Source organism: Lysinibacillus sp. TE18511 (genome assembly GCF_054062295.1).
Genome location: NZ_JBSSFD010000025.1, coordinates 1 through 22,437, shown reverse-complemented (window position 1 = coordinate 22,437; position 22,437 = coordinate 1). Strand labels below are relative to the sequence as shown.

Here is a 22,437-nt window from a genome sequence, read left to right as displayed (position 1 = left end):
CGTCAGCGAAAGTGGACACGGTATGCGCTCGATAGGACGGACGAAGTTGTTACGGAATATCTTCGTAGCCGTTACGAGATTTTAAAATTGCGTCAGCCTTGCGTTAATACTCGCCTATACGTGTGTATGCGCATGGTAAAATTTACTCCGTAAATTCACGATAAATTATCGCTTGACATTCCGAAAATTGTCTGCGTATAGTTTTAGGCAAGGACAACAGCGCTGTGATTCTGAAACTAAAACGAGGTGTAAATTATGGCAAAACGATACTATTTACCAGATAAAACATTTAGAAAATTTATGAACTACATTGCGAAAGATCGCCTTTACGTGTATACGTGTTTGCAAAAAGATGACATTCCTACGTTAGGGTACGGGTACTTTGACGATGCTTTGATGAAAAACGCCAACAAAAAGTCCCAAGAACTCGAAACACTCTTTGCAGAAGTAGGACTCAGTTTCCGTGAAGCTTACGATTTAGTCGGTCACGATTCTGTGGAGTTTGAAGATTACGACAAAGGGCTACGTAAAATCCTTAAACGTTATTTCCCAGAATCAATGCGTGGAACAATAGAGTATCTAGATAATTAACTTAAGGAGGTTCTCACTGTGACTGAAGATAATTTAAAATATGATTTAGTCGATAATGTCCGTGAGTTCTTAGTGCTGCGATTTTCACTTAACACTATTGCGAAAATTCACTCGACACCGCGTTACGAATACCGCCAAAGTCATCTTTCTGACGAAATGCACGCAAAATTTAACTTTGATGATAGGGATGCTTTCCGTAGCATGGAAGTCCAAATAGACGATCTGTACGATTTTATATTGCTTCACATTGAAGATTTTCAAGACGACGTAGGTTATGTTGTAGCGTTGTTGGAGAATGATGATGTGTCTCCACACGATGTTTTAGCGTTTCTTGAAAAATTCGAAACGAAAAACTAACTCGCTTGTTTCTGCATCGAACTTGCGTCAACCTTTAACAACGGCAACAATTTCTCCGTCAATATTGCGTCGATATTATCGAAATCCCAATACGGTATTCGTATTAGTGGTATTCCGTTGTCGGCGCAGTATTGCGTTTTTATTGCGTCGCGAGATTGTGTTTCTCTAAATACGTCATCTCCTCCGAAGTATTCAACCGCCTCATGATGTTGCTTTCCGTCAAATTCTATTAAAATTGCATTATCAACATAAAAATCGAATCTCAAATGTTTTTTGTATACGCAATCCATAAATACTTTTTGCGATTCAAATGTCACATCAAATTTTTGTAACCAGTGTCGAATTTTTTGTTCCCCTTTAGATTCACGACATACCTTACATACAGCACCGTCTAAAAATTTATCTGGTCTTGTATTGAATGAATCACCACAAACTGTATGGTATAGGACAACATCATCGCGTTGAGTTTCATATTCAGAAATTAATTTAAACTCTCCCTGACGTTCGTTTTGTAAAAAGTCCAAAAATCTATTTTTCGCTTTTTCAATACTTTTCTTTGCAACGATTACTGGTTTGCATTTATTGCATGTTCTACCCCTAACAAGCCCTTCTGGCACGATCGGATACTCATGGCCGCATGCATTATGTCTTACTATGACGTGTTCTTTTGAGCCCTTATACTGACTTAATACTGTGTATTCGTTACCGCGATTTTTCTCAACAATCCTGATAAATTCTGCATGCGTTCTGCGTGGTCTAGCCATACTCGTTTCCCCTCCTAATAATCTAGCGGACTATCACCGCCTTTCTATGTGCGTTTAAATGCGCTATTTTGCTTTCGAACGTTCCTCGCGTTCGTACAACACCCACGCTATTTCCGAATCAATCTCGTACTCATCGCACAGGTCTAATAGGTCGTCGATACGTTCGATTTCTTCTTCGGACATATCCTCAGCCTTGATTACCGACCCAACTACTGCGATCAATTTCGATTTTAATTCTGCGTTAATTAACCCACTCATTCGCCTATCACCTCGCCAACCTCACGCTCAGCATTTTTAATCTGCGTTAATTTTGCGTCAACCTCTTGCGCAATTTCATTAACTTGCGTTATAATAGCGTCAATGCGAGTTTGAATTAACGCTTGCGTATGCGGTGCTCGGCACCTTATCTTGTTTAGCGACAATTCTGCGGCGCTAACGTTGAGCTGCGCCTGCTGTTCCGTCAGCTTGCGAATTTCGCGTCGAAGTTGCGTCGTCATTCGTGAGAGTTCACGCTTGATTGCTGCGGATATGCGGTCGATTGTGATTTTCGATTTAGGCGCTAGCTTTTGTGCTACGTAGTCATCGACGTTACTCAATCGATAAACCGTGATGATCGTTTGTTGCGATGAATCTAAGATTAAGCGAATATCCTTCGCGATATTATCGAAGATGTAACCGTTGCCAGCCGTTCCTTTTGCGACAGCTTTCGGAAACCATTGGCGAAGTGTATGCGCTACATTATCGTTTGTACCTTTTGCGTCAAGACGTTCTCTCGCTCGCTCAATTGCGTGCAAACTTACGTTTAATTTTTGCGTCATTTTTACGTTACCTCCTAACTAACTTTGATTGCGCGGATTCGGACATGACGGATATAGTCGGCGGCATCGTCATCTGACGGTAGGCATCCGTGATAGTCTGCGTGTACTCGTGCAATCGGGCTATATAAGTTAAAATGTGTAATATTTTCCTGTGAAGTATCCTCACATAAGTCGTAGAATTGTACCATTTTTTCATCCCTTTCCCGGGTTTTTAAGCATTTTGTGTTTAAAAATAGCGAAGTCGTGCTATAATTCCTATTAAAGACGGTTGACTACAGTAATATAAATTAATAAAATACATAATTACAACCGTCAATTAATAAGATTATATACAGGGAATACATACGACGTACCCAAAAAGTCGCCTGTATGTACGTTTGGTTAAGCGTATCGACGGTCTAATGACCGCCAATAATTTAACCGTAAAAGTAACATAATAATATGTTAGGAAGTTTTGATTAAGAGGTTTTTTGCGAGACACTCTTTCTCTAAACGTTCCTGACACTTTACTTTGAATCGCCGAACGAATTTACGGTGTGATTCCTTGTTTCCTCCAAAATGACTCGCCAAAGTCGTGGAAACCTGTGTATCATTAAATCCATTCGCCCAAGCATTTAAAGTAGCTAACTCACGATCGTCCGTCGCCAAACGGGCGATCTCTTCATTTAGTGAGATATTTTGTACTGCCGTCTCACCGCCCCGCGCCAACAGGTCCTCCGGCTCAAACTCTAACGATTCGCCAAAATCGTTTGTAACTGACATATTACTGAATATAGTTGCTTGCTGACATCCGTATTCTTTTTTTGCTTTTGCTATTTCTCTATCAACTAGCAACTTACTTCTTCTGATGCTGTGCGTCTTGCGTGCGGAGTAATATTTCATTAGTTGTGAAAATATATTATGTTCAAGTAATGCTGTATTGGTTATGATGCTGCTAACCTCGGATATTTTATCTCTGGTATACTGCAAAATTGCTTTATCTCGATATATAATTGCCAAGTCTTCCAAATTATCTCCTCCTTACACTATATATAGCTCGGTAAAACTTTGTTTTTTGGGACAAGTTTTAAAAAATAATTGAAACTTTTTTCTTTTTCTACCGTAAATTAAGTAGAAAGTATTTCCATGTCCAATTTTAGCAATGCTAGATACATATAGTAATTATAACTAAACGTCCCATAACTGTAAACGTTATTTACTCGGCACAATTTTCGTTCCAACTATATCAATCTCCTATTATAGGCTGTATGATAGGAGGTTTTATACATATGTCTATCTCTTACGCACCTTTACGCTACTTAATGCGCAAACACAACGTATCATACCGCAAGCTACGAGCTGAACTCGATATCCACTCAACGTACACAACTCGCATGAAAAACGATGCTGGCTACGTCTCGCTCGAAACAATCGACTTGCTCTGCGAATATTTTGACGTTTCTGTGAACGAAATTATCGAATACTACGATCCATACGAATATGAGAAAGATTAATAGTCGGTAATTCTAAAGCGTCCTCATACGCCTCTATAAGCGCTCCAACGCCTCGGTTAACCAATATTTCATTTGCATCTTTTAGAATGCTATTACGCCACTGTATGACGGCTAAATCGCGTCCTTTCATCGCTTGTACCACTTGAGCGTTAAATCTAGCACCAGCCCTATCGTTATCACCCGCAACTATCAGTCTATTGAACGGCAGCCTACGAATTATATCGGATTGTTGCTGCGTAAATGAAACGCCTCCGACTGCTATTGCGTTATATCCTGCCGTCCTCCACGATAAAGCGTCTATCTCCGCCTCACAAATGATTAAATCGTCATACGAACGATTGTATAAATCTGCGCCATAAACGAGCTCACGGATAGGCCTCGCATTACGTTCGTAGAAAAACGTTTTTCCTTTTGTAGCACGGTATTTTACGTTAGACAACTGACTGTCTGTCGAGTACCACGGAATGGCAACAAAGCCGTAGTGACGCGACTTTCCAACTTTTGCCTCGTCCTGTACCTCTCGAGATATTCCTCGCTTAGTTAAATATGGAGACGCTTGTCTCTCGATAATATCACTTTGCAGATTTCTTTTAAATGGCGACACCTTTAATCTCGGCAAAATGAGCATTATGTCACTAGTTTCCGACATTTCGACATATTTCGATAATAAGTAGTCTTGCGTCTCCTCATACGTTTCATTTCGTAGGAAGGAGAGCAGCTTTACGATGCCGCCAGACTTCCATTCGTCGTCATATGCGCCCGAGTCGCCCCATGAGCCAGCCGGATATTCTCCATTTGATTCCAGCAATACGAAGAACGAAGGCGATCGATCATACCTAAACGGAGATGCTGCGATTAATTTGTCGTGAAGCCATTTAGGGCGTGTCCATTCGAACTCCTCTAATTCGGCTTGTATATCTATGTGTAAATAGTGACCTCGCATGTTAATCGTTGCCATTTGTTTCACCTGCCTTTATCGTATTTTAAATTGGACATAAATTCAATATCTTGTACACTAGTAAAATGTGGTAATTGTCGAATCCGAACTAAAAGTCGAATTGTGATACTGATTCTTCGCCTTTTGGCATCTCACAAACTATTCCGGCTTGTGGTGCGTAAAGTATTTCAACAACGTCACCTTCGCCTCCATCACGTCCTTTGTTTAGCCCGACTAATCCACGAGCTTGCTTATAGTCAGTATCCACAGCAATCAGTAAATATGCGTCCTGTAGAAGTTGTTTCGTTTTGGAAACGCCCTTACGGTCAGGTAACTCCAACTCGCGTGTACCGTCTTCGTCAATCGTCTCTTTTTCCTCGTCTGCTTGCGTAATAGCGATTGTAACTACTTGCGTACGTCCAGTCATTCGTCTTAGCTTTTTCGAAGTCTCTGCGGCGTCTCCGCCCGCAGTTTTGGACGTATTCTTTTCGTAATCCATATAGTATGTCGGATCAACTACAACGAAATCTGCCTTAGTTTTTAATATATCGGATTCTAGTTGCGCTACTGTGCGGACATTAAAATCATCGTCATCTACGGCTCGCACTGTAATATTGCCCGAAAGTTCGTCGTTAAGCGTTTCTAAAAAGAATCGATAAGCACTTTCGAATTCATGCGCTAACTTCCCTTTACGGACGTCATTTGCGTCGAATCCTCCGTTTAAGTCGATGCCTGCAACGTTTACAGCCGTCAGTCCTCTGCGCCCACTTAACGCAACATAAATACGTGTCATAATTTCGAATTTCGGCATCTCCATCGACCATATGAGTACGTTGGCGCCTTGCGTAGCTGCCTCGATTGCCTCCTCCATTGCTATTACGGATTTACCTCGTCCTGACTTCCCGTATACAACGTACATGTTTCCGCTAGTATAATCGCCGATGTGCGAAAACTTCGATTTCCACGTTTTAAATGATTCGCCTGATTTACGACGATCGTATTCTGCTAAATACGCGTCAGTATCGTTTTTAACGTCTGTTCCGACTTTTTCTCGAACGTCTGTTCGTTGTTTAATATTATCAAACTTTTCCTGTAGCTTGTCAATGAGAACATGGACATCATGTGGGTATTCGTTGAATAGCGTTTGTATATCGTTTTGCACCACGTCGATAAACTCCGAACGTCCAGCGTCATTTAACAAACGACGCGTTAACCATTCGTAACTATCGCTCACTTGCGGCACATAGAAGAACTCCGGCACTTGCTCAACTACTGTCGCATAGCTAGGCGCCTGACCTCGATTCTGTTCAGCATATTGACGAATAAATTCGTATGCCTTGCGGTCGGCTGCGACTTTGAAGTGATCCGCCGTTATGTTATGACGTGCGAGCGCTTGTACATCGTTATGATCGAGAACTTTCGATAGTAGTAGTGTTCCGTTGTTACTCATTCGCAAGCACCTCCGGCTCTACACCATGTAGCTCTTTATGTGCTCTATTTCGCATCGTCGCCTCTACAGTAATTCCGTGGTATACGTTGCTTTCCGTAGTCAGTTCAATATTTGTGAGTGCTTTTCTTAATCGCTCTACCTCCGCAACTAACATCGGTATATCCTCGCGAGCGTGGGCGATGAATTTATAATTATCATTAGAATTGGCAGTACCGTCTAATCGTATAGGTGCCGACAGTCCACACGTGTAAAGTGCTAATTTTCCGTTTACCCACTTAGCGTACCACGGACCTCTTGTCGCCTTTTCCATTCGTTGCTTAATCTCCATCAATTTTGCGTTATCAATCATTTCTTACGCCACCTCCGTTTATCCTTATAATTCATGTATTCACCGCCAAGCAATAACACTATGGCGAACACTACGAATATAATCTCGATCGCACTACTAATCAGCGTCAAAATAGCGTCGAACCTCCTCGTCTGTTGCCAGTCGCCAATGCTGCGCTACAAAATGCGGATAATCTCCGATTGTCTGCCCAAATCTGTCCTTATGTCGATAACAAACGCTAATCCCAAACGATGATTTCGCACATCGCCCGATTATTCCGTCTTTACGATGGACTACGATTGCTCCATGAATTATTGCGTCAATTTCGCGTTGTCTAACTACGCTTTGAATTGCGTTCCTTACGATATTTGCGTTAACTTTTTCGATTTTCATGACAACTCCGCCAATTCTAAATGTATTTCGCCTAAACGTTTCTTGCTGCGTTCAATCTGCGCCTGATCCTCCGATTGCATTGCGTCATTTAACGAAGCTAACTCGTAATCCTGTTCGGCTAATAATGCGCGTCTCATTTCGTTATCGGCGTCAACTTTGCGAATGATCTTTTGAATTCTCGCTTTCATTACCGTTTCCCCCTTTTTGATTTACCTACGAAATTCACCAATTCGCAGTTATCACGGACTCTATCGAGCAATCTTACGTCAAACACGTCGTATAAATCGTATGGCTTCGCTGCCTCAACTCGCTTTTTTGGCTCTTCTGGATGGACCATCGGAATATTACTCGTATAAACCGTAGGCAATCCGTTTGTCACACGGTAGTTAATAATCGTATGCAAGTCGCCTCGAAACGCCTCGCTCGCTGACCTTACGCCAATATCATCAAGGACGGCAAATGGCGCATGTTTAGCGCGTTCCATCATCGAATAATAAGGACGGCTGTATCGCTCGGCTACGTCTTGCGGGATGTTCCTACGATTGAATCCGTTAAATAGCGTCTGCCATTCGTTCACATCGAGGAAATAGGCGGGCTTTTGCGTTGGCTGTTCGCCTCGCTTTAATGCACCGAGATAATCGCGAATGATATATTCGTTAAGAACTGCGGAAGCTGTCGTCGTTTTTCCGGTGCCAGTCGCCTTGCTGAATAGATATAGCGAGCCGTTAAATTCGCTGACATATCGCTCAATAGTTTCATAGGCTTTCGCTTGATCCTCGCATGCGGGCGAATTAGCTATCGTTACATTTCGATATTCTGACGGAACGCCTGCTAATGCGATACGTCCGCCTTTTCCGTTAAGGCCCTGCATAGCGATACGATGCGGACATGTTGGCGCACAGCTTGCACAGCCATTGCGATTGCGTTCGTTTAATATGCAAATTTGCGTCATAACAATAAAGCGACCTCCTCTACGTAAACTCCTACGACTTCTAGCGTAGCTTTAATTCCGCTAATTTTTCCTGAATAAAATTTACGGTTGATACGTGGGAGTGTTTTATCGTTTATAAGATTTTTACAGCGACGATACTCCTCGACAATTTCGTTGATTTGTTCTTGCGTCATATATGTGTCACCAACCTCTCGCTTTTTCTAGCTTCTTCTCCGCCTTCTTAACTTTACGTTCTAGTTCGGCGAGTTTATACGCTTGTTCGCCACGCTTCGCTATCCGATGAAATTCCGGCGTACATACCGTTAATCCTTTTACTGATAGTTGCGTCATATTATCGTCACCCTTCCAGTACCATCATGTATTTTATCGTGTAGATACGTCAATTTAGTACCACAACATCGAGACGAATAACCGAAACATCTAACTTTATGTGCTCGTTTAGTTACAATCGACATCTCTTTATCGCAAGAAGTACACTTATATTCGTGAGTTATCCCGACAAAATAGTTATTATCATAATTACTTCGCACGCCTAATCGTTTTAATTCGTTTTCAAAATCGCTATCTCCGTCTCTAAATCGTTTTCCTTTTGCATGTAGAGCGTAATGAACACATTCATGTTTTAGTACGTCAGTAATTACAGAGTCCGCAGCGTAGTCAATTAACTTGCCGCTCAACTCGATAACATCTGGCTCATATTTTCCAGTATCGTCGTTAATTACTCGAACAAAAGCGCCTAACGTTGAGCGTAGTCGATTATTACGTACCACAGGAATATCTAGTTCTAAGCCGTACTCTTGATGTAGAAATTCGGAAGCGATTTCGGTGAGTTGTTGAAGCGATAAATACGTCATAGCCAATCCGCCACCCCCGTTAAATCTTCGTTTGCCTCCCGTTCAGCCTCCGCCCTTTTGCTCGCCAATTCCGCCTGCTGCAGCAATCGTTTCATATACTCCTGCATAAACCAAAACGATAAGCCTGGATATTGCTGCGTTGGTTTATATTGCGTGAAACATGCGTCAATGAACGCTTTCAACGTCTCTTTTCGATACTGCCCAGGCTTGCGTGCTGTTCCGATATATTTAGCGATTAAATTGCGTTCGGCTACGGTTCCGCTAGCGCTTGCGTATTGGATTACGTAATGCTTGACGTGTTCGTCCGCCAGATACGCTTGAAAGTGTGCTGCGTTCCATTTATCGATTGGTGTTTCGCTATAGTGCGTTGCTTTCTTTGCCAAATGCTAGCGCCTCCTTTCGTCAATTGTTAGCATTTTAAACTTCGAGATAGTTGCGACTATTAATCGTCCTCACCAAAATATTCGCTTATTTCTTGGTAGACTTCCGTTTCATAGCAGTGAACATCGTCTAATACCTCGTGCGCCCAACCGAGTAAGCCTTCGACTTTTTCTAGTTGTTGTCGTAATCGCTCAACCTCCGTAACTAGTGCTGGAACATCTTCACGTGCATGAGCGATAAATGTTGCGTCAGTTCCGCAAGGTACTTTTGCGATTACAATTCCGTTACTTTCGTTCTTAACTTCGTATCCTTTCCATGGGTCGCCTTTTACGTATGCCTTATCAAATGATGTACTTGCTGCGTGCTCTTTGATTGCGTTTAGTTGTTCTGCGTTCATTTAACGTCAACTCCTTCGATTTTTAGTCCGTAGGCTTTTGCAACAAATTCAATTCCTTCCATTGCGCCATAATCTTCGTCATTTCCAAACGTGTCGTACAATCTTCTTCTACTACGGTACTGTTCTGCGACCATTTCTTCGGGTGCTTTCTCGACTTCATAACCGACATATAGCGCTATAGCCATTTCATTTGTAGACAATGTATCGAGTGGTGCGTTCGTTCCACAGAAAAGGTATTCCGTCCAATTTACTCCGACTTCTGTTTTAGTGCGAACATGCGTTTCAAGTAGTTTACCTTTGCTTCCGTCAAATTTCATTAAAGCTCCGTCCAGTGCCTCTGCAACCTCTTTCGATACTTTCACCTTTGCGTTAATCATGCGTCAATTCCTCCGTTCTTACCTCGAATTTGTTCGCGATACTCTACCTCGAGTTCTTCCTCGGACTTTCCTGTTTTCGCTATTACGAATTTTAGAAACGCGTTTGGATCGATATGTGAACCGTCACATATATCGCAGCCATTCGGAGAATCTTCACCGTACCAACTTGCTCTTTCGTGGTCCTCACCTAATTCGCCGTTCTTCTTACGCATTTCATCGTAACAATCCCCGCAAAGAATTGATTCGCAATTTCCGCAGTGACCGAAATGCCCGCAGTCATTGAAAATTTCGTCACATATTTCGCAGTTATAATAATCTACGCCCATAATTCTGTCCCCTTTCATTTCGCTTAATTTTCCCTTCGTTTTAGCCGTTCTAACTCCGCACCTTACAATTAGTCACCTTCGCCCATTGCACGCTTAATCTCCCGTCTAAACAAAGCGATTTCATTGCGCAATTGCTCGAGACTCGTTGCATCTGACTCTAATACGTTCTGCCTCGCGATTATTTCGATGGCTTGCGTTACTTTTCCGCAATACTTCCAGTTGCGCCATTCCTCTCGAGTTTCTGACGAGTGTTTATCTGCGTCATATGCGGGTGATAGCGTTGGATCGACGAGATGCTTACGTTGTACGATGATTTGTGTGGTATCGGATGTGATGCGGTATTTGGCGCTGATTTCGATGTTTAGCGTCATTTATGCGTCACTCCTTCGATGTGTATTCCTAATACGTTTAGTGTGTCGATGATTCCGCCTTTGCGTTCTACCGCACTTGGCGAGTATCCGTAAGATTCATACATATCCTTAATCTGTTCTTCCGGGGATCTTTCGATTTCATACCCGTAAAATATAGCTGATAGCGCCTCTTCTTTCGTTAATTCGTGCATTACTACGCTTACAGTTCCGTGCAATTTCCACTCCCCGTCTAAAGTGCTCGCTAAAGTACCTACGGTCATTAGCGATTTTTTAATCAACTCAATTCCGTTTGCAACTTCCTCCGTTACTTTAACTTTTGCCATTCCGTCCATTCCTCCTTATAATTCCGTTTGATTTAGCGTCGAGACGCTTAATATGATAAATACGTCGACTTGCGATTAAAAACCGTTTATAGCCACGTTTATAAAGGCGAAATGAAGGTGCTATGCTTCGGATGCCTCTGCAATATTGTTATCGCCAGTGAAACGGTGCTCGACGCCACATGATTCGCATTTGAAGATATGGACGCCATCTTGCGATACAAAGCTGAAAACGTGGTCGCAGCGTGTTTGTTTTGTATACAGATGATTACGTTTAATATCGATCATTATGATAATTCCTCCTTGTTATATTGGCGATATTCTTTTAGATTACGATAATATCGTTAATTGAATATCAGATATGGAGCGATAGCGACATAGAGGATTTATGCGCTAGCATAAAGACTCGTTAATATTTTAAAGATAGTAGTTTAGTTAAAAAAGAAAGTAGTATAGTTCGTGTATCCGGTTTGACACCCCTAAGGTGTGTTCCATCTGACACCCCTACCGTCATTTATCGAGTAAATAATAAACGTTAGTTGTCTGTTTTCCTCGTCCAAATGTGCGCTGTTCTCTACGAATATAGCCCGCCAACTCTAGTGCTTTCAACGCTCGGAATATACTATTACGACTAAGCCCCGACATATCTGCGATTGTTTGTGCGCTTGGATACGACTGTTTGCTCGTGTTATCCGTAAATAGACAAAGCGTCATGTAAACGATTTTGTCTCGATGTGTTAGCGATTTGTCACGCGCTAATGACTGTGGAATCATAACGAATTTAGTTGTACGATAGTCGATTACTTGCATTTCACAACCTCCCTACACTAGTTAGCTCTTTTAACAGCCTCGTTTTGGGACAACTTCACATAATTATTTTAAAATAAGCATAAATACCTACGAACTATATCGTAAAATATACGTATATAAGGTAATTAAATGTAACGGAGGAAAATCAATGCATATACACATTTTGAATTGGTGATATTTAGAGTAGTAATTGCAAGATTAAATTTAAGTGATTACTAAATAGGAGTTGATTGACTTGGGGATAAAATTCACACTTGCTAAAACGCTACATAGTTATGATATACAACAGATTCAGCTTGCCGAAGAATCAGACACAAGACCAACAACAATCAGTCAGTTGTGTCGGGGGGATATAAAACGCGTCAATATAGAGATGATAGAACGTGTAATACCAGCTCTCGAACGACTTACGGGCGCTAAGCACTCACTAGAAGATATACTGATTTACGTTGAGAACGAAGAAAATAACGATGAATAAACGGAGGTAATCACATGAACGCAAAGAAACCGTGGTATACAAAAAAGAAGGTTTGGAAATGGATCGGAATAGTTTTTCTAGCATTGTTTATTATAGGTAAAGTTTCTGAGATTACAGGATATAGCGATAAGCTAGAGGCTCAAAAGGCAGAGGAAAAGGCGGCAGCAGAGGCTGAAAAAGATGCTAAACAAAAGAAAATAGAGGCTGAATTAGCCAAAGAAAAAGAGGAAGAACAGGCTAAACAAAAGGCGGCAGCAGAGAAAAAATCAGATGAAGAAAAAGCTGAAAAAGAACGTCTTGCTAATCGAACAATCGACGAAAAAATAAAAGACACAATTATTTCTGTAGCAGGCAAAAAAGGCTATCGTAGTCACAAATTTGACAGTAATGCTTTGAAAATACAGATAAATTCACAAGGTAATTTCACAAAAAATATGGTACTTAAAGGTACGTACATGGACATGTTAGATATTGTGGAAAAAATACAAAAAGAATCATTATTTAACGGCGCAGATGAAGTTAAAATAGCGTTTTACACAGAATTTACTGACATGTATGGAAAGATGTCCGAAGAAGTCCTTGTTGAAATCGGGATGAATAAAGACACCATAAGTAAGATTGAATTCGAGAATGTTCTTCATACAAATGTTCCAACTCTTGCAGACTACTACTGGGAGAATCCGCTGTTCGCTAACAATTGATGAAATGGACGCCAGCTAAGGCGTCTTTTTATTTGTCACCAGTAATCCAATTCCGAATAGCTCTACCCGACGCATGACTACGCTCTTTCAACCAGTTGTAAAACGGCACAGATTTCGTTCCAGGCGGCTTTTCCACAGACTCCGGCTTATAACTTGGACGTTCCTTTGCGTTGTTGTACGCGCTTGTAAACGCTCCTACGACGTTATCGAACGATGTGCCTTCGACTGTTGCTACGGACATGTTTAAGAGAACCGTTTTAGCACGGATAAAGTCCGTAATAGTTGCGTTTGATCCTACTCTTAGCGCTATTATGTGAGCTTGCGCTTTGATTACGCTTGCCATCGGCATAGCTTCGATTAGGCGGAATGTTGCGATTTGATATTCGCTAGTTGCGTACTTATCGATGTACTGGCGTTGTTCTTCCGTACTTAATGATTCATTTTCAGATTCGCTTACAGGCGTCTTTATATTATCTTTTACTTGTTTTTCTAACGGAAGTTCAGAAAGATCAAGAGATATTGCGTTGCCAATTTTCGCGTCATCAGCTACGTCAATTGTATCCGTTTTAGAAACAATTTCGACAACTTCATCAGCACGATTAAAAACGTAAACATTGTGCGTTTGATACTTGTTGCTGCGTTCCTGACGAATAACTTTAAGCAGATTATGCGACGCTGCCTTACGTAACATCCGATTGAAAGTCGAGCGACTAACGCCGATCAATGCGTCCATGTGCGTAGCTGATACGGCTTTCTGCGCTTTGCACCAAGCAACGCCAGCTATTGCGCTGCCTGCGAATTTGCGTAACTTATTAAGAGCGATGTATTCCGATTTAGTAAATACGGACTTTAACGTCAGCATCGCTTGTTCGAATTGGTTGTTGAAATCTCGGATACTATCAAACTTCGATAGCATGTCATATCCGCGTTCTTCTGCGTAAGTATTAGTGGTCATGGTCGTGATCCTCCGTTAGGGAAAACGAAAAAGCGCCTATATCGCAATTTACTTACGACACAGACGCTTTAAATTGCTTTTCATCGTTTACATAATCATAAACATGTAGTATAATGTCTATATTATATATGTAACATCAGAAAAGCTGGTAAAGTGTTGGTCGCGAGTCTCGTTCGCGGTTAACGGTGAATGAGTGCTACCAACACTCTCTCACACGCCAGCTTTTTTCTATTTCCGTTCATTTGTTTTGTTATCCACAACTTTACACCGCAAAAAACGGAAATGCAAGCATAAAATTCATCTGCTAACTTGTTAGAAAGATTCCTCGCGTATTTATGTGTACTATATGTGTACTTAATTGAAATTACTGCTTGATTATCTTGTTTTGTAAGTATATAATGAAATTACAAGTACACAATGTTGCGTACTAAATGCAGAGGAGTGATTTTATATATGAAAATTGAAAGATTTAATGCAGACTTCGGAAACTCAACAAGTAACTTCTTAGTGGACAGTTATTACTTTGAAATACCTACATGCGTTGTTAGAATTTCAGAGGAACATGCAGAAGGATTATTTACAAATCCAGTAGAAAATACAGACGACCTACTAAATCGTTTATTAATTTCAACAGTCATAAACGATGAAGAGCACTTCTTTATGGTCGGAAAATTAGCCGAAACAAGTCCTTTTGCAAACAGTCATGTTGGAAAGATGCATGATAAAATAAACAGCAATATTCCTTATGCAACTTTTTTAGCTGCTATGACTTATATTTATAAAATTAACCAAGAAAACGACTCTGAATCAGCAGTTGAAGTGGATAATATGAAAATGATGTTACCAGTATGGCTATTGAAAAAAGAAGATAAATTTTCAATCGCTCAAAATAAGATGGTCAATCGTTTCTTTGGGGAACATACAGTTAAACTACTTACGCCTGGTATGGAAACAGAGTTAACTATTGATATTAAAAATGCTAAATGCCATATCGAAAGCGAAGTTGGTCGTTGGGCATTAAAATACAAGATAGCCAAGCATACAGAAAAAGATACGACTGTTATTGAAAAAAGAACAGAAGCTAAAAAATTCGATGATTATAGCACCGTTTTAGTTGATATCGGTGGAGGATCTACAGATGCTGTTCTTTTGGAAAAAGGTTTAAACACGCCAGTTTCTAAAGACAGTTTTCAAGTCGTACAAGTTGATCCGTATTTAGGGAGATTGGCGAAGTTATTTAAAGAAAAACTAATTGAGTATTTTTCGGATTTACGTGGCTTGGAGCAATTTATAGTTGGTAATTATGTGACGCAACAATACATTTTTAAAAATCCAAATACAGGAGTTAGTGTAAATATTACTGATCCTATTGTGCAGATGTTACAAGAGTATTCTAATATATTGGTTTATCAAGTGATGGAATCATTTAAAGAAAATACAAAAGAAGCCTTGAAATTCATTTACTTTGGCGGAGAAGCGCCTATCTTAGAGCCATATATTAAGCAGTCTATTTCACGAAATACAAACGAAGGCATAATGGAAAACAATCATTATTTCTTAAGTGATTTATTAGAAGATACTGAGGATGAAGTATTTCACCCAACAGCTAGAACGATTAATTTAACTGCGCTGGAAATCCTGTGTTTGAATGAGAAAACTAAATAAAGTAGGGATTATGTATGGAGGAAAAAAAGAGATTAACGCTAACAGGAAATAAAATGCCTGACGATGTTTATGCAAAACTCGAACAACTAGGAAATGAAAGAAAGCTGACACCGTACATTTGCAACTTAGTTGAGAAAGAAGAAATGATGGATAGGCTAATCAACGGCTTCTCTATTCTAATTAATAAGTTAGAAAATGTGGAGAATGCGGTAGCAGATTTAAATCATAAACTTGAAAACACATCAGTTCAAGCAAGCTATATGGCAGTTCCGAAAATAGTAGATACAGTTTCAGAAGGAAGGTTAGAAATATCGCGAAATATTGAAGGCGGAATCGATGAAGAGATAGTTGAGTTTGATTTTTAACAATATTTGAAATGAAGATGCTATTTGATGACTCGAAAGGATGACGCATAATGCTTATCGAAAAAGGCGAACTATATACGGAAAAGTACAGCGTCGGACCATTCCAAGTATACCTGGCGCTAGAAGATGCGGAAAGTATCGATGACATCGTTAAAATCGTTGATCTTACGCGAGATGCTTACGTTTATCTTACGAGTGGGACGGTTATTCCGTTTGGAGGCGAATTGGACGAGGAATTGCGAGAAGTGGCGGATAAATATACGTAAAAATAAAACCGAGCGGACAATAACGTCTACTCGGTATTTTTATCTTTATCGGGACATGCACACAAGTCGAACCTTCCGCATAAGCTAATAGCGTACACACCGCTGATAGCTTTTCCACTCGATGTCGGGCGAATATCCGACATTTTTCGTGCATAAAACGGTAATATCGGTAATACCATATTATTACGGAGGTGATTCGATTTGAAAGAACGCCACAAATTTCCGAAGCCTGTCGCATTTAACACGCACAACGCAATTGATCGCGCTATGTTAGAGTTCGTCAAGAAGCGAAATTTCAGCGGATATGTTAAAAAGCTGATAATTGCGGATATGAAAACGAAAGGAATCGAAATTCCTAACGGAAAACAAGCGACTAAAACTCATGACAACGAAACAAGGTTAGAACGCTTAAGGCGTGAATTAGCCGACAAACGCGTTAACAATGATTCCGGCAGTAACTCCGATACCTAGTCCGATTACAAAAAACATAATAGCACGTCCTTTCCGACTGTTTTACGGTTATTGTTGCCTTGTGATAACGATTATATACGAGAGGTGATTCGATGAATTATGCGTTAAATTTGAAAGAGAATTATTCGACATTTCGACGCACAAAAACGGATAATGATCCGAAAGATTACGCAGTGAATAAAACGAAATACACGTCTATGTTAGCGAAAACTACTGCGTTAGTCGTGCCGTTCACTCTTACTCCAATTCTAGTGTCTGCGGATACTTTCGGAGATATTCACAACACGGTCATGTCGATATTTGATGGCGGCGTTGTACTCGTAATCATATTTGCTGGCGCATCTTGGGCGTTGGGACATCGTTCGAAAGCGATTGAGTTGTTAATAGGCGTGTGTTGCGGATACTTGCTCGCTCGACATGCGATAGATATTCGCGATTACCTAAAATCAATCGGATAGGAGGTTCATAGATGCTAAAAGAATTTTTTATCGATTTTCTAAACGAAGGCAAGCGTATATTTTTAGAGGATATCATAAGTATAATTCCGGACGTAGTCGGCTATACAGCGATTATTGCTGGTGCATTAATCATCCTATCTCCGATGGCAAATCGTAGCATCGTACGGCCAGTTGGACTGTTCGGAATTATTTTTGTTGTCGGTGCCAGCGTATTGGGGGCGAGATAATTGGTCATCCACGAAAAGTTAACGGAGAACTATTCGAAAACTACTCGCAAATTTTTCAATTACGAACGGAATGAAACGAAAGTTTACCGCATTGTGCCTCACGCTGACGTATCTAGTAATAACAAGCGACTTTGGCGCGCTATTTACAAAATGTACGAAATGTATGAACGGCCATTTAGTCGGATAGAACGGAATGGACTTCGCTTCACTCTGCGTGAAAAGGATTTATTTTGGTTCGATGTGATTTTTCGTCAGAAAAACGGTAAGAAATCCGTTGAGTTTTACGTTGCTACTAGCGAGTACCATGCCGATAAACTAAAGCGTAAAATCGAAAATAAAATGAGCGTTACGTTCCAGGAATCGTCCATCGACAATTTAGCAATGCCGAACGAAAATACGATAGTCCAAGAATTGCGCTATTTAAAACACGACATATTCACGTTAAACACTAATAGTAGCGACGTGAAAACGCCAATCTCAAACATACTTAACGTTGTAGACGAATTGCAATTTGACGGTGACTTGGCTAGGCTATCGATATGCAACGAATCTGAGAATCGTAATAAATGGGTAAAGTCGGCGCAATGGGCATACGAAAAGGCGCATAACGGTAAGGTGCCGCAGCGAGCAACGGTTAATGGTCGCATGATAACGAATTACTTGAAAGTAATGGCCGCCTACGTTATTAACGAATTTAACAGTTTGCTTGTGGACGTATTCCAGGCGTTTAACAACGTATTCTTTAAAAGTGAAAAGAAATACGAAAAGGACGACGTAATTAAAAAGGCATACAGTATCGCAGATGAAACCGGCACAGCTCGATTGAATCGCGAGAAAGGCAATTTGCCGGTATTTCGCTCGCATATACGAATCGCATCACATTCGCAAGATAGGTTAACTCGCGACACAATGGCAGAGGCCTTATCGTTATCTACGCAAGACCTAACGGAAACAAACGAATTGCACAGCGTTAAAATTACGTCAAAAATAAAACGGGATAAGGTATTGAACGAGATAAATTCGCTATCACTGAACGCGACTACTCGGAATGATCCGAACGTCAATCTCGTAAGCACCGACGAAATGTCGAAGCTAGCGTTAATGATGCCGAATCGAGAGCTGCAGCTAAAGTATGCTGACGCGCTTAACGTTAAGAAGCGTACAGAGGTAACTATTCCGAATGCTATGCGAGATTCAGACGGAATTTATCTCGGAGCTGCCGAAGTCAAGGACGACAAGATTGACATCTATATGCCTGTTGATAATCCGGATAATTTATATCGAGGCTATACGTTTATAGGCGGTCAAGGCGCCGGCAAGGATACAGCGATCAAGAATTGGGTCGTCGAAGGAAACCGTAAGCACAGCATTAGTTTCGTAGTCATTGACGCAATCGTCGAAGAGGGTTCGCGAGGCATGGCGGACGGGATTCGTGATGCTATTCATCCGGAGAATATTATCGACTTAAATATGAACGATAACGAATATATTCCGCCAATGGATTTGACGGAAGTCGTAACGGCTCTGGGACGCAATGGCGCGAGCAGATTTGCGGATGAGATGATCGATTTCATGCAAATTAGCGGATTGAGTCGTTCAGAGAAATACTTAACGGATGCTGCGAAAGCGAGTGGCGGAAGTCTGTTTAATATCAAACGGATAATTGAGGACGAGAATTTCCGCGCTGACCGAATCGAACAGTTAATGAACGAAGGTAATTTACGAGTAGCTAACGAGCTATTAGCTTGGGGCGATAATGATACGCTGTCCAATAAGTGTGATGCGATCCTCAATCGGTTAAATCGTTTCTTTGGTAACGATAGATTGTACGATATTTTCGCACAGGCACCACTTCCCGACCTCGATTTCCGCAAATGGATGGCGGAAGGTAAGGTAGTAATTATACGGGTTCCTAACGGACGTGGGCTTGGAGAAAACGCAGTTAAGACGCTTGTACATTGGATTACGCTTAAGACGTTTATGACACGGATGCTAATGTCGAAAGACGAGCAGAAGAACGGTTGCTTTATCGTCTTTAATGAGCCTGAACAGTACGAATCTGACGGGCTGTCGAAGCTAATGGGACGGATTGGTACAGAGGGACGCAAAGAGCGTTTAGGAGCGTTGTATGCGTTCCATCATTGGAATAAACTATCACCATCGTTACAGGAAAACTTACAAGGCGGAGGCGTGCAGCAATTCTTGTTCATGAACGATCATACAAAAACGTTCGACTTATCGAAGCATCGTTTCGAGGAGACTATTCCATTAGAGGATGCGTATAAATTGCCAGCCTATCACTCGATTATAAGCGTGCGAGCGAATAACGAGATGCAGCCGGCGTTTATATGTAGAATGGCGCCGCCAACCGAAAGCGAATACGATAATTCGTTTTTAACAAAACGGCACGCACGCATGTATGGCCGCGCATGGACGGATTTGCAGAAAGCGCTATAAATAAAAAATCGACCGCAAGGCAGCGATGCCCTACGGTCTTTTCTTCGTCATTGAGTTATTGCGCCGTCCCGCGAATAGTAGCGTAGCTAATCGCGCCAGCCTCTATCGCCTTCTGCGCAGCTCTTTCCGCATCTGCATACGTCATATATCCACCGGATTGCACACGGAATACTTTCGCATCTTTGTCAATTACGGATTCGATTCGTTTTGATTGCGAAGGCTTATCAGGCTGATTCGTTTGAAGCGTAATGCCCGCCTCTTTTGCGATGGATACCGCAATAGCTACGCAGATAGCGTCAAAGTTGCGTCGATATAAATCTGCATCTGCTCGGCTATCGACGAAGCACCCTTCGATTAATAGCGCCTTCTCTCGCGTGCCGGCTAAGAACGCAAGCTCTCGACGCTCTTTTGCGCCGCGATCCTTAAATCCGCCAGCAACAGCAATCGCCTTGCTAACGTTAGCCGCCGATTGCTTTGCATCATAATAAAGGACTTCGCAGCCGCGCGGAGCGTCAGTCGTTGAAGCTGCATTAAAATGCACGCTGACGTCGAGCGAGCGCTGTTTGCTGTTATGGAATGCTACAATTGCGTTTAGGTTATCGCGCTGAGTACGGCTAGTGTTATCGTGATATACGTGAACAGTTGCGCCATGCTCGCGTAGATATTTCGCTACTGTGTCAACAACTCGTCGAGCTTCGTCTACTTCGTCGAGATAGCCTTTTGCGCCGCGGATATATTGCCCATGACCCGAGCTGATTACGATTGCTTTTGACATATTAGCGACCACCTCACGGCTTATGATACGACATAGCGCGTTGACTATCGCTAATTCCCTTCGTAGTCGGATCAATCAACGCGCTATATAGGCTTGCGCCCATTAACGTTATTACATACGGATTGGATAGCGCGTCAGTGCCGAGCTTCCACAGGCTTGCCCATGTCGTTAATTCTGCGCCTGAAATTCCGTAGTAAGCGAACAGTGGCGTGCCTAGCGATAATGCTACCGTAATCCAAAATTGCGGATTCTTTGCGCGTACTTTTAAGTTTAATTGCGTCATAATTGCGTCATCTCCTTTAATTTTTAATGTGCTTATCGGCTTAATAGCGCTATGATAGCGATAATAACGGATGCCATCGATAAAATGCTACCAGCGATTGTTCCGATTAGCCATCGACGATTAGCGTTAGTTTCCGTTCGCATCTCGTCGATTGCCGTTTCATTACGCTTTCCGAGTGATAGCGCTTGGTCAGCGGTTGCGTTCGCTTGATTGGCGGTTTCGCGTACCGCCCTGAAATCGTCTATCTTCGCCTCGATTCCGCCTAGACGCTGATAAACGTCGAGTAATACTGATTGATCTTCGTTCATATCGTACCTCCTTACGTCATTATGGCGTTGTTTGTTGCGCGTCCATAGTCGTTAGTAATTGCGTGTATTCTTCGTCAGATAACTGATTGTTAGCGTAAAATACGTTTACCTTGTTTTTCATAGCGTCGTAAGTGTAGCGTTTGCGTTCGATTAAAAATAAGCATAATGCTAATACCGTCATAGTCCGTTTTCCTCCTTATATTCCTATTTCTGTGCGTGATACGAGGTATTCTGTGTTTAAAAGCGCTTGAGCTTGCATTTCTTCTAGCGTTGGTTGCGGATTGGTCGGTGGCAGTGATTCGAGAGATGGCGCTGTGAATTCGCCTGTGTTGGCGTTGTAATCCCACCCCTCTTGAATTTCGTTTCGTTCTGTAATATCAATTAGAACAATATTTGGTGCAAAATCAGGTTTTTCATAAGCATCGAAAATCCAGTGTGCTTTACTATATAAAATCTGTGCAAATTTCATCCAATCACTCCCACCATTTTACTATCAACATTCCGCGACCTCCATACCCTGAGCTATATCCACTAGAGCCTGGACTGCCAGGTATTCCTCCATTTCCAATAGTTATAGGAACACTAGAACCCGGCGTAACAGTTAAAGGAAAGTCAATAATGAAATCCCCGGCACCTCCACCTCCACCTCCACCTCCAGCCCCAGCACCTCCGCTGCAGTAAGAACCGTAGGCACCACTACCTAAAGAACCAAGTCCGCCAGAAAAATAGCCGCCAGCACCGCCACTACCGCCAGCCCCACTAGCGGTTGCGGCTGTTCCGTTACTGCCTCCAAATCCGCCAGCATTACCGCCAGCACTAAGTTCACCGCCGGCACCACCACTCAAGGACTTCAAAGCGCCAAAGCTTGTAACTCCGCCGGCACCACCTTTTGTCGCGTTAGAACCACCTCCGCCAGCTCCACCTCCACCTCCACCTCCGCCTGTGATGTAGACCTCCGTAGTACCTTCTGGAACAATAAAAGTGCCATTTGCAGTAAATACTTTTGACTTTAATACTTTACCGATCCCAGCAGTTAATTTTGCGTCAATACCATCTACAGCCGTTTTAGTTGCGTCAGTGGTAGTTTTAATCGTCTCAGTATTTTGTTT

Annotated in this window: 40 protein-coding genes and 1 pseudogene; 12 read left to right on the top strand and 29 right to left on the bottom strand. The window is 41.8% G+C overall.

Features of this window, described 5'->3' with window-relative positions; genetic code table 11:
* Positions 1 to 255: 255 nt before the first annotated feature.
* Together ACVWXS_RS16865 and ACVWXS_RS16860 are read left to right on the top strand one after the other, a co-directional pair.
* Positions 256 to 591: a hypothetical protein gene (locus ACVWXS_RS16865; protein ID WP_456959217.1), complete on the top strand. Its 336-nt coding sequence runs from the start codon at positions 256 to 258 to the stop codon at positions 589 to 591.
* Positions 592 to 609: 18 nt separating this feature from the next.
* Positions 610 to 948, top strand: coding sequence for a hypothetical protein (locus tag ACVWXS_RS16860; RefSeq protein WP_456959216.1), 339 nt, complete (start codon positions 610 to 612; stop codon positions 946 to 948).
* Here the strand turns inward: ACVWXS_RS16860 and ACVWXS_RS16855 are convergent.
* From ACVWXS_RS16855 to ACVWXS_RS16835, 5 genes are all read right to left on the bottom strand, one after another.
* The gene (locus tag ACVWXS_RS16855) at positions 945 to 1,712 is read right to left on the bottom strand and encodes a hypothetical protein (protein WP_456959215.1); all 768 of its coding nucleotides are present in this window, start codon (positions 1,710 to 1,712) and stop codon (positions 945 to 947) included. The two genes, ACVWXS_RS16860 and ACVWXS_RS16855, sit on opposite strands and share 4 nt — an antisense overlap.
* 63 nt (positions 1,713 to 1,775) lie before the next feature.
* Entirely contained in the window at positions 1,776 to 1,970 is a 195-nt protein-coding gene (locus ACVWXS_RS16850) for a hypothetical protein (RefSeq protein WP_456959214.1), read from the bottom strand.
* Positions 1,967 to 2,530, bottom strand: a complete 564-nt coding sequence (locus tag ACVWXS_RS16845) for a hypothetical protein (RefSeq protein ID WP_456959212.1) — start codon at positions 2,528 to 2,530, stop codon at positions 1,967 to 1,969. The genes ACVWXS_RS16850 and ACVWXS_RS16845 overlap by 4 nt, the downstream gene beginning before the upstream one ends.
* 14 nt (positions 2,531 to 2,544) lie before the next feature.
* Positions 2,545 to 2,718: a hypothetical protein gene (locus ACVWXS_RS16840; RefSeq protein ID WP_456959211.1), complete on the bottom strand. Its 174-nt coding sequence runs from the start codon at positions 2,716 to 2,718 to the stop codon at positions 2,545 to 2,547.
* Positions 2,719 to 2,974: 256 nt separating this feature from the next.
* Entirely contained in the window at positions 2,975 to 3,538 is a 564-nt protein-coding gene (locus tag ACVWXS_RS16835; RefSeq protein WP_456959209.1) for a hypothetical protein, read from the bottom strand.
* A 260-nt stretch (positions 3,539 to 3,798) separates the two neighbouring features.
* Here ACVWXS_RS16835 and ACVWXS_RS16830 point away from each other — a divergent pair, with 260 nt between their 5' ends.
* Positions 3,799 to 4,023, top strand: a complete 225-nt coding sequence (locus ACVWXS_RS16830) for a helix-turn-helix domain-containing protein (protein WP_456959207.1) — start codon at positions 3,799 to 3,801, stop codon at positions 4,021 to 4,023.
* Here the strand turns inward: ACVWXS_RS16830 and ACVWXS_RS16825 are convergent.
* From ACVWXS_RS16825 to ACVWXS_RS16745, 17 genes are all read right to left on the bottom strand, one after another.
* On the bottom strand, positions 3,983 to 4,981 hold the full coding sequence (locus ACVWXS_RS16825; protein ID WP_456959206.1) for a toprim domain-containing protein: 999 nt from the start codon (positions 4,979 to 4,981) through the stop codon (positions 3,983 to 3,985). The genes ACVWXS_RS16830 and ACVWXS_RS16825 overlap by 41 nt on opposite strands.
* Positions 4,982 to 5,069: 88 nt before the next feature.
* A complete protein-coding gene (locus ACVWXS_RS16820) occupies positions 5,070 to 6,410 on the bottom strand; it encodes a DnaB-like helicase C-terminal domain-containing protein (protein ID WP_456959205.1) in 1,341 nt (446 codons plus the stop codon).
* Entirely contained in the window at positions 6,403 to 6,759 is a 357-nt protein-coding gene (locus ACVWXS_RS16815; RefSeq protein ID WP_456959203.1) for a hypothetical protein, read from the bottom strand. The genes ACVWXS_RS16820 and ACVWXS_RS16815 overlap by 8 nt, the downstream gene beginning before the upstream one ends.
* A gap of 96 nt (positions 6,760 to 6,855) precedes the next feature.
* Complete coding sequence (locus tag ACVWXS_RS16810; protein WP_456959202.1) at positions 6,856 to 7,131, bottom strand: hypothetical protein; 276 nt, start codon at positions 7,129 to 7,131, stop codon at positions 6,856 to 6,858.
* Positions 7,128 to 7,319, bottom strand: coding sequence for a hypothetical protein (locus ACVWXS_RS16805; protein ID WP_456959200.1), 192 nt, complete (start codon positions 7,317 to 7,319; stop codon positions 7,128 to 7,130). Before ACVWXS_RS16805 ends, ACVWXS_RS16810 begins: the two co-directional genes overlap by 4 nt.
* On the bottom strand, positions 7,319 to 8,083 hold the full coding sequence (locus ACVWXS_RS16800; RefSeq protein ID WP_456959199.1) for a DNA replication protein: 765 nt from the start codon (positions 8,081 to 8,083) through the stop codon (positions 7,319 to 7,321). The genes ACVWXS_RS16805 and ACVWXS_RS16800 overlap by 1 nt, the downstream gene beginning before the upstream one ends.
* Positions 8,080 to 8,256, bottom strand: a complete 177-nt coding sequence (locus ACVWXS_RS16795; protein ID WP_456959198.1) for a hypothetical protein — start codon at positions 8,254 to 8,256, stop codon at positions 8,080 to 8,082. The genes ACVWXS_RS16800 and ACVWXS_RS16795 overlap by 4 nt, the downstream gene beginning before the upstream one ends.
* A gap of 7 nt (positions 8,257 to 8,263) precedes the next feature.
* Positions 8,264 to 8,413 (bottom strand): hypothetical protein, encoded by a 150-nt coding sequence (locus ACVWXS_RS16790; protein WP_456959196.1) that lies wholly within the window; start codon positions 8,411 to 8,413, stop codon positions 8,264 to 8,266.
* Positions 8,410 to 8,937: a SprT-like domain-containing protein gene (locus tag ACVWXS_RS16785; protein WP_456959294.1), complete on the bottom strand. Its 528-nt coding sequence runs from the start codon at positions 8,935 to 8,937 to the stop codon at positions 8,410 to 8,412. Before ACVWXS_RS16785 ends, ACVWXS_RS16790 begins: the two co-directional genes overlap by 4 nt.
* Positions 8,934 to 9,320 (bottom strand): hypothetical protein, encoded by a 387-nt coding sequence (locus tag ACVWXS_RS16780; RefSeq protein ID WP_456959195.1) that lies wholly within the window; start codon positions 9,318 to 9,320, stop codon positions 8,934 to 8,936. The genes ACVWXS_RS16785 and ACVWXS_RS16780 overlap by 4 nt, the downstream gene beginning before the upstream one ends.
* A gap of 59 nt (positions 9,321 to 9,379) precedes the next feature.
* Positions 9,380 to 9,715, bottom strand: a complete 336-nt coding sequence (locus ACVWXS_RS16775; protein ID WP_456959194.1) for a hypothetical protein — start codon at positions 9,713 to 9,715, stop codon at positions 9,380 to 9,382.
* The gene (locus tag ACVWXS_RS16770; protein WP_456959193.1) at positions 9,712 to 10,092 is read right to left on the bottom strand and encodes a hypothetical protein; all 381 of its coding nucleotides are present in this window, start codon (positions 10,090 to 10,092) and stop codon (positions 9,712 to 9,714) included. Before ACVWXS_RS16770 ends, ACVWXS_RS16775 begins: the two co-directional genes overlap by 4 nt.
* Positions 10,089 to 10,304, bottom strand: coding sequence for a hypothetical protein (locus ACVWXS_RS16765; protein WP_456959191.1), 216 nt, complete (start codon positions 10,302 to 10,304; stop codon positions 10,089 to 10,091). The genes ACVWXS_RS16770 and ACVWXS_RS16765 overlap by 4 nt, the downstream gene beginning before the upstream one ends.
* A gap of 182 nt (positions 10,305 to 10,486) precedes the next feature.
* Positions 10,487 to 10,789: a hypothetical protein gene (locus ACVWXS_RS16760; RefSeq protein WP_456959189.1), complete on the bottom strand. Its 303-nt coding sequence runs from the start codon at positions 10,787 to 10,789 to the stop codon at positions 10,487 to 10,489.
* Positions 10,786 to 11,121, bottom strand: coding sequence for a hypothetical protein (locus ACVWXS_RS16755; RefSeq protein ID WP_456959188.1), 336 nt, complete (start codon positions 11,119 to 11,121; stop codon positions 10,786 to 10,788). The genes ACVWXS_RS16760 and ACVWXS_RS16755 overlap by 4 nt, the downstream gene beginning before the upstream one ends.
* A gap of 111 nt (positions 11,122 to 11,232) precedes the next feature.
* Positions 11,233 to 11,397, bottom strand: a complete 165-nt coding sequence (locus ACVWXS_RS16750; protein ID WP_456959187.1) for a hypothetical protein — start codon at positions 11,395 to 11,397, stop codon at positions 11,233 to 11,235.
* A gap of 222 nt (positions 11,398 to 11,619) precedes the next feature.
* On the bottom strand, positions 11,620 to 11,919 hold the full coding sequence (locus tag ACVWXS_RS16745; RefSeq protein ID WP_456959186.1) for a helix-turn-helix domain-containing protein: 300 nt from the start codon (positions 11,917 to 11,919) through the stop codon (positions 11,620 to 11,622).
* A gap of 235 nt (positions 11,920 to 12,154) precedes the next feature.
* On the opposite strand from ACVWXS_RS16745, the gene ACVWXS_RS16740 reads away from it, so the two are divergent.
* Both ACVWXS_RS16740 and ACVWXS_RS16735 read left to right on the top strand, forming a co-directional pair.
* Positions 12,155 to 12,397: a helix-turn-helix domain-containing protein gene (locus tag ACVWXS_RS16740; RefSeq protein WP_456959185.1), complete on the top strand. Its 243-nt coding sequence runs from the start codon at positions 12,155 to 12,157 to the stop codon at positions 12,395 to 12,397.
* Between the two features lie 14 nt (positions 12,398 to 12,411).
* A complete protein-coding gene (locus ACVWXS_RS16735) occupies positions 12,412 to 13,098 on the top strand; it encodes a hypothetical protein (RefSeq protein ID WP_456959183.1) in 687 nt (228 codons plus the stop codon).
* A 28-nt stretch (positions 13,099 to 13,126) separates the two neighbouring features.
* On the opposite strand, the gene ACVWXS_RS16730 is transcribed toward ACVWXS_RS16735, so the two are convergent.
* On the bottom strand, positions 13,127 to 13,831 hold the full coding sequence (locus tag ACVWXS_RS16730; protein ID WP_456959181.1) for a hypothetical protein: 705 nt from the start codon (positions 13,829 to 13,831) through the stop codon (positions 13,127 to 13,129).
* 675 nt (positions 13,832 to 14,506) lie between these two features.
* Between ACVWXS_RS16730 and ACVWXS_RS16725 the strand changes: the two genes are divergently transcribed.
* The 7 genes from ACVWXS_RS16725 to ACVWXS_RS16695 all read left to right on the top strand — a co-directional run bounded on the left by ACVWXS_RS16725 (position 14,507) and on the right by ACVWXS_RS16695 (position 19,962).
* Positions 14,507 to 15,718: an Alp7A family actin-like protein gene (locus ACVWXS_RS16725; protein WP_456959180.1), complete on the top strand. Its 1,212-nt coding sequence runs from the start codon at positions 14,507 to 14,509 to the stop codon at positions 15,716 to 15,718.
* A 14-nt stretch (positions 15,719 to 15,732) separates the two neighbouring features.
* Entirely contained in the window at positions 15,733 to 16,083 is a 351-nt protein-coding gene (locus tag ACVWXS_RS16720; RefSeq protein WP_456959179.1) for a hypothetical protein, read from the top strand.
* 50 nt (positions 16,084 to 16,133) lie between these two features.
* On the top strand, positions 16,134 to 16,349 hold the full coding sequence (locus ACVWXS_RS16715) for a hypothetical protein (protein ID WP_456959177.1): 216 nt from the start codon (positions 16,134 to 16,136) through the stop codon (positions 16,347 to 16,349).
* A 201-nt stretch (positions 16,350 to 16,550) separates the two neighbouring features.
* Positions 16,551 to 16,820, top strand: coding sequence for a hypothetical protein (locus ACVWXS_RS16710; RefSeq protein WP_456959175.1), 270 nt, complete (start codon positions 16,551 to 16,553; stop codon positions 16,818 to 16,820).
* A 92-nt stretch (positions 16,821 to 16,912) separates the two neighbouring features.
* Positions 16,913 to 17,278, top strand: a complete 366-nt coding sequence (locus tag ACVWXS_RS16705) for a glycosyltransferase (protein ID WP_456959174.1) — start codon at positions 16,913 to 16,915, stop codon at positions 17,276 to 17,278.
* An 11-nt stretch (positions 17,279 to 17,289) separates the two neighbouring features.
* A complete protein-coding gene (locus ACVWXS_RS16700; RefSeq protein ID WP_456959173.1) occupies positions 17,290 to 17,505 on the top strand; it encodes a hypothetical protein in 216 nt (71 codons plus the stop codon).
* Positions 17,506 to 19,962 (top strand): ATP-binding protein, encoded by a 2,457-nt coding sequence (locus ACVWXS_RS16695; protein ID WP_456959171.1) that lies wholly within the window; start codon positions 17,506 to 17,508, stop codon positions 19,960 to 19,962. It begins immediately after the preceding gene.
* Positions 19,963 to 20,017: 55 nt separating this feature from the next.
* On the opposite strand, the gene ACVWXS_RS16690 is transcribed toward ACVWXS_RS16695, so the two are convergent.
* From ACVWXS_RS16690 to ACVWXS_RS16665, 6 genes and pseudogenes are all read right to left on the bottom strand, one after another.
* On the bottom strand, positions 20,018 to 20,737 hold the full coding sequence (locus ACVWXS_RS16690) for an N-acetylmuramoyl-L-alanine amidase (RefSeq protein ID WP_456959169.1): 720 nt from the start codon (positions 20,735 to 20,737) through the stop codon (positions 20,018 to 20,020).
* 13 nt (positions 20,738 to 20,750) lie between these two features.
* A complete protein-coding gene (locus tag ACVWXS_RS16685) occupies positions 20,751 to 21,020 on the bottom strand; it encodes a phage holin family protein (RefSeq protein ID WP_456959167.1) in 270 nt (89 codons plus the stop codon).
* Between the two features lie 32 nt (positions 21,021 to 21,052).
* Positions 21,053 to 21,328, bottom strand: a complete 276-nt coding sequence (locus ACVWXS_RS16680) for a hypothetical protein (protein ID WP_456959166.1) — start codon at positions 21,326 to 21,328, stop codon at positions 21,053 to 21,055.
* Between the two features lie 19 nt (positions 21,329 to 21,347).
* The gene (locus tag ACVWXS_RS16675; RefSeq protein WP_456959165.1) at positions 21,348 to 21,509 is read right to left on the bottom strand and encodes a hypothetical protein; all 162 of its coding nucleotides are present in this window, start codon (positions 21,507 to 21,509) and stop codon (positions 21,348 to 21,350) included.
* A gap of 15 nt (positions 21,510 to 21,524) precedes the next feature.
* A complete protein-coding gene (locus tag ACVWXS_RS16670; RefSeq protein ID WP_456959163.1) occupies positions 21,525 to 21,797 on the bottom strand; it encodes a hypothetical protein in 273 nt (90 codons plus the stop codon).
* Positions 21,798 to 21,801: 4 nt separating this feature from the next.
* Positions 21,802 to 22,437 (bottom strand): annotated as a pseudogene (locus tag ACVWXS_RS16665) (hypothetical protein); the annotation flags it as partial.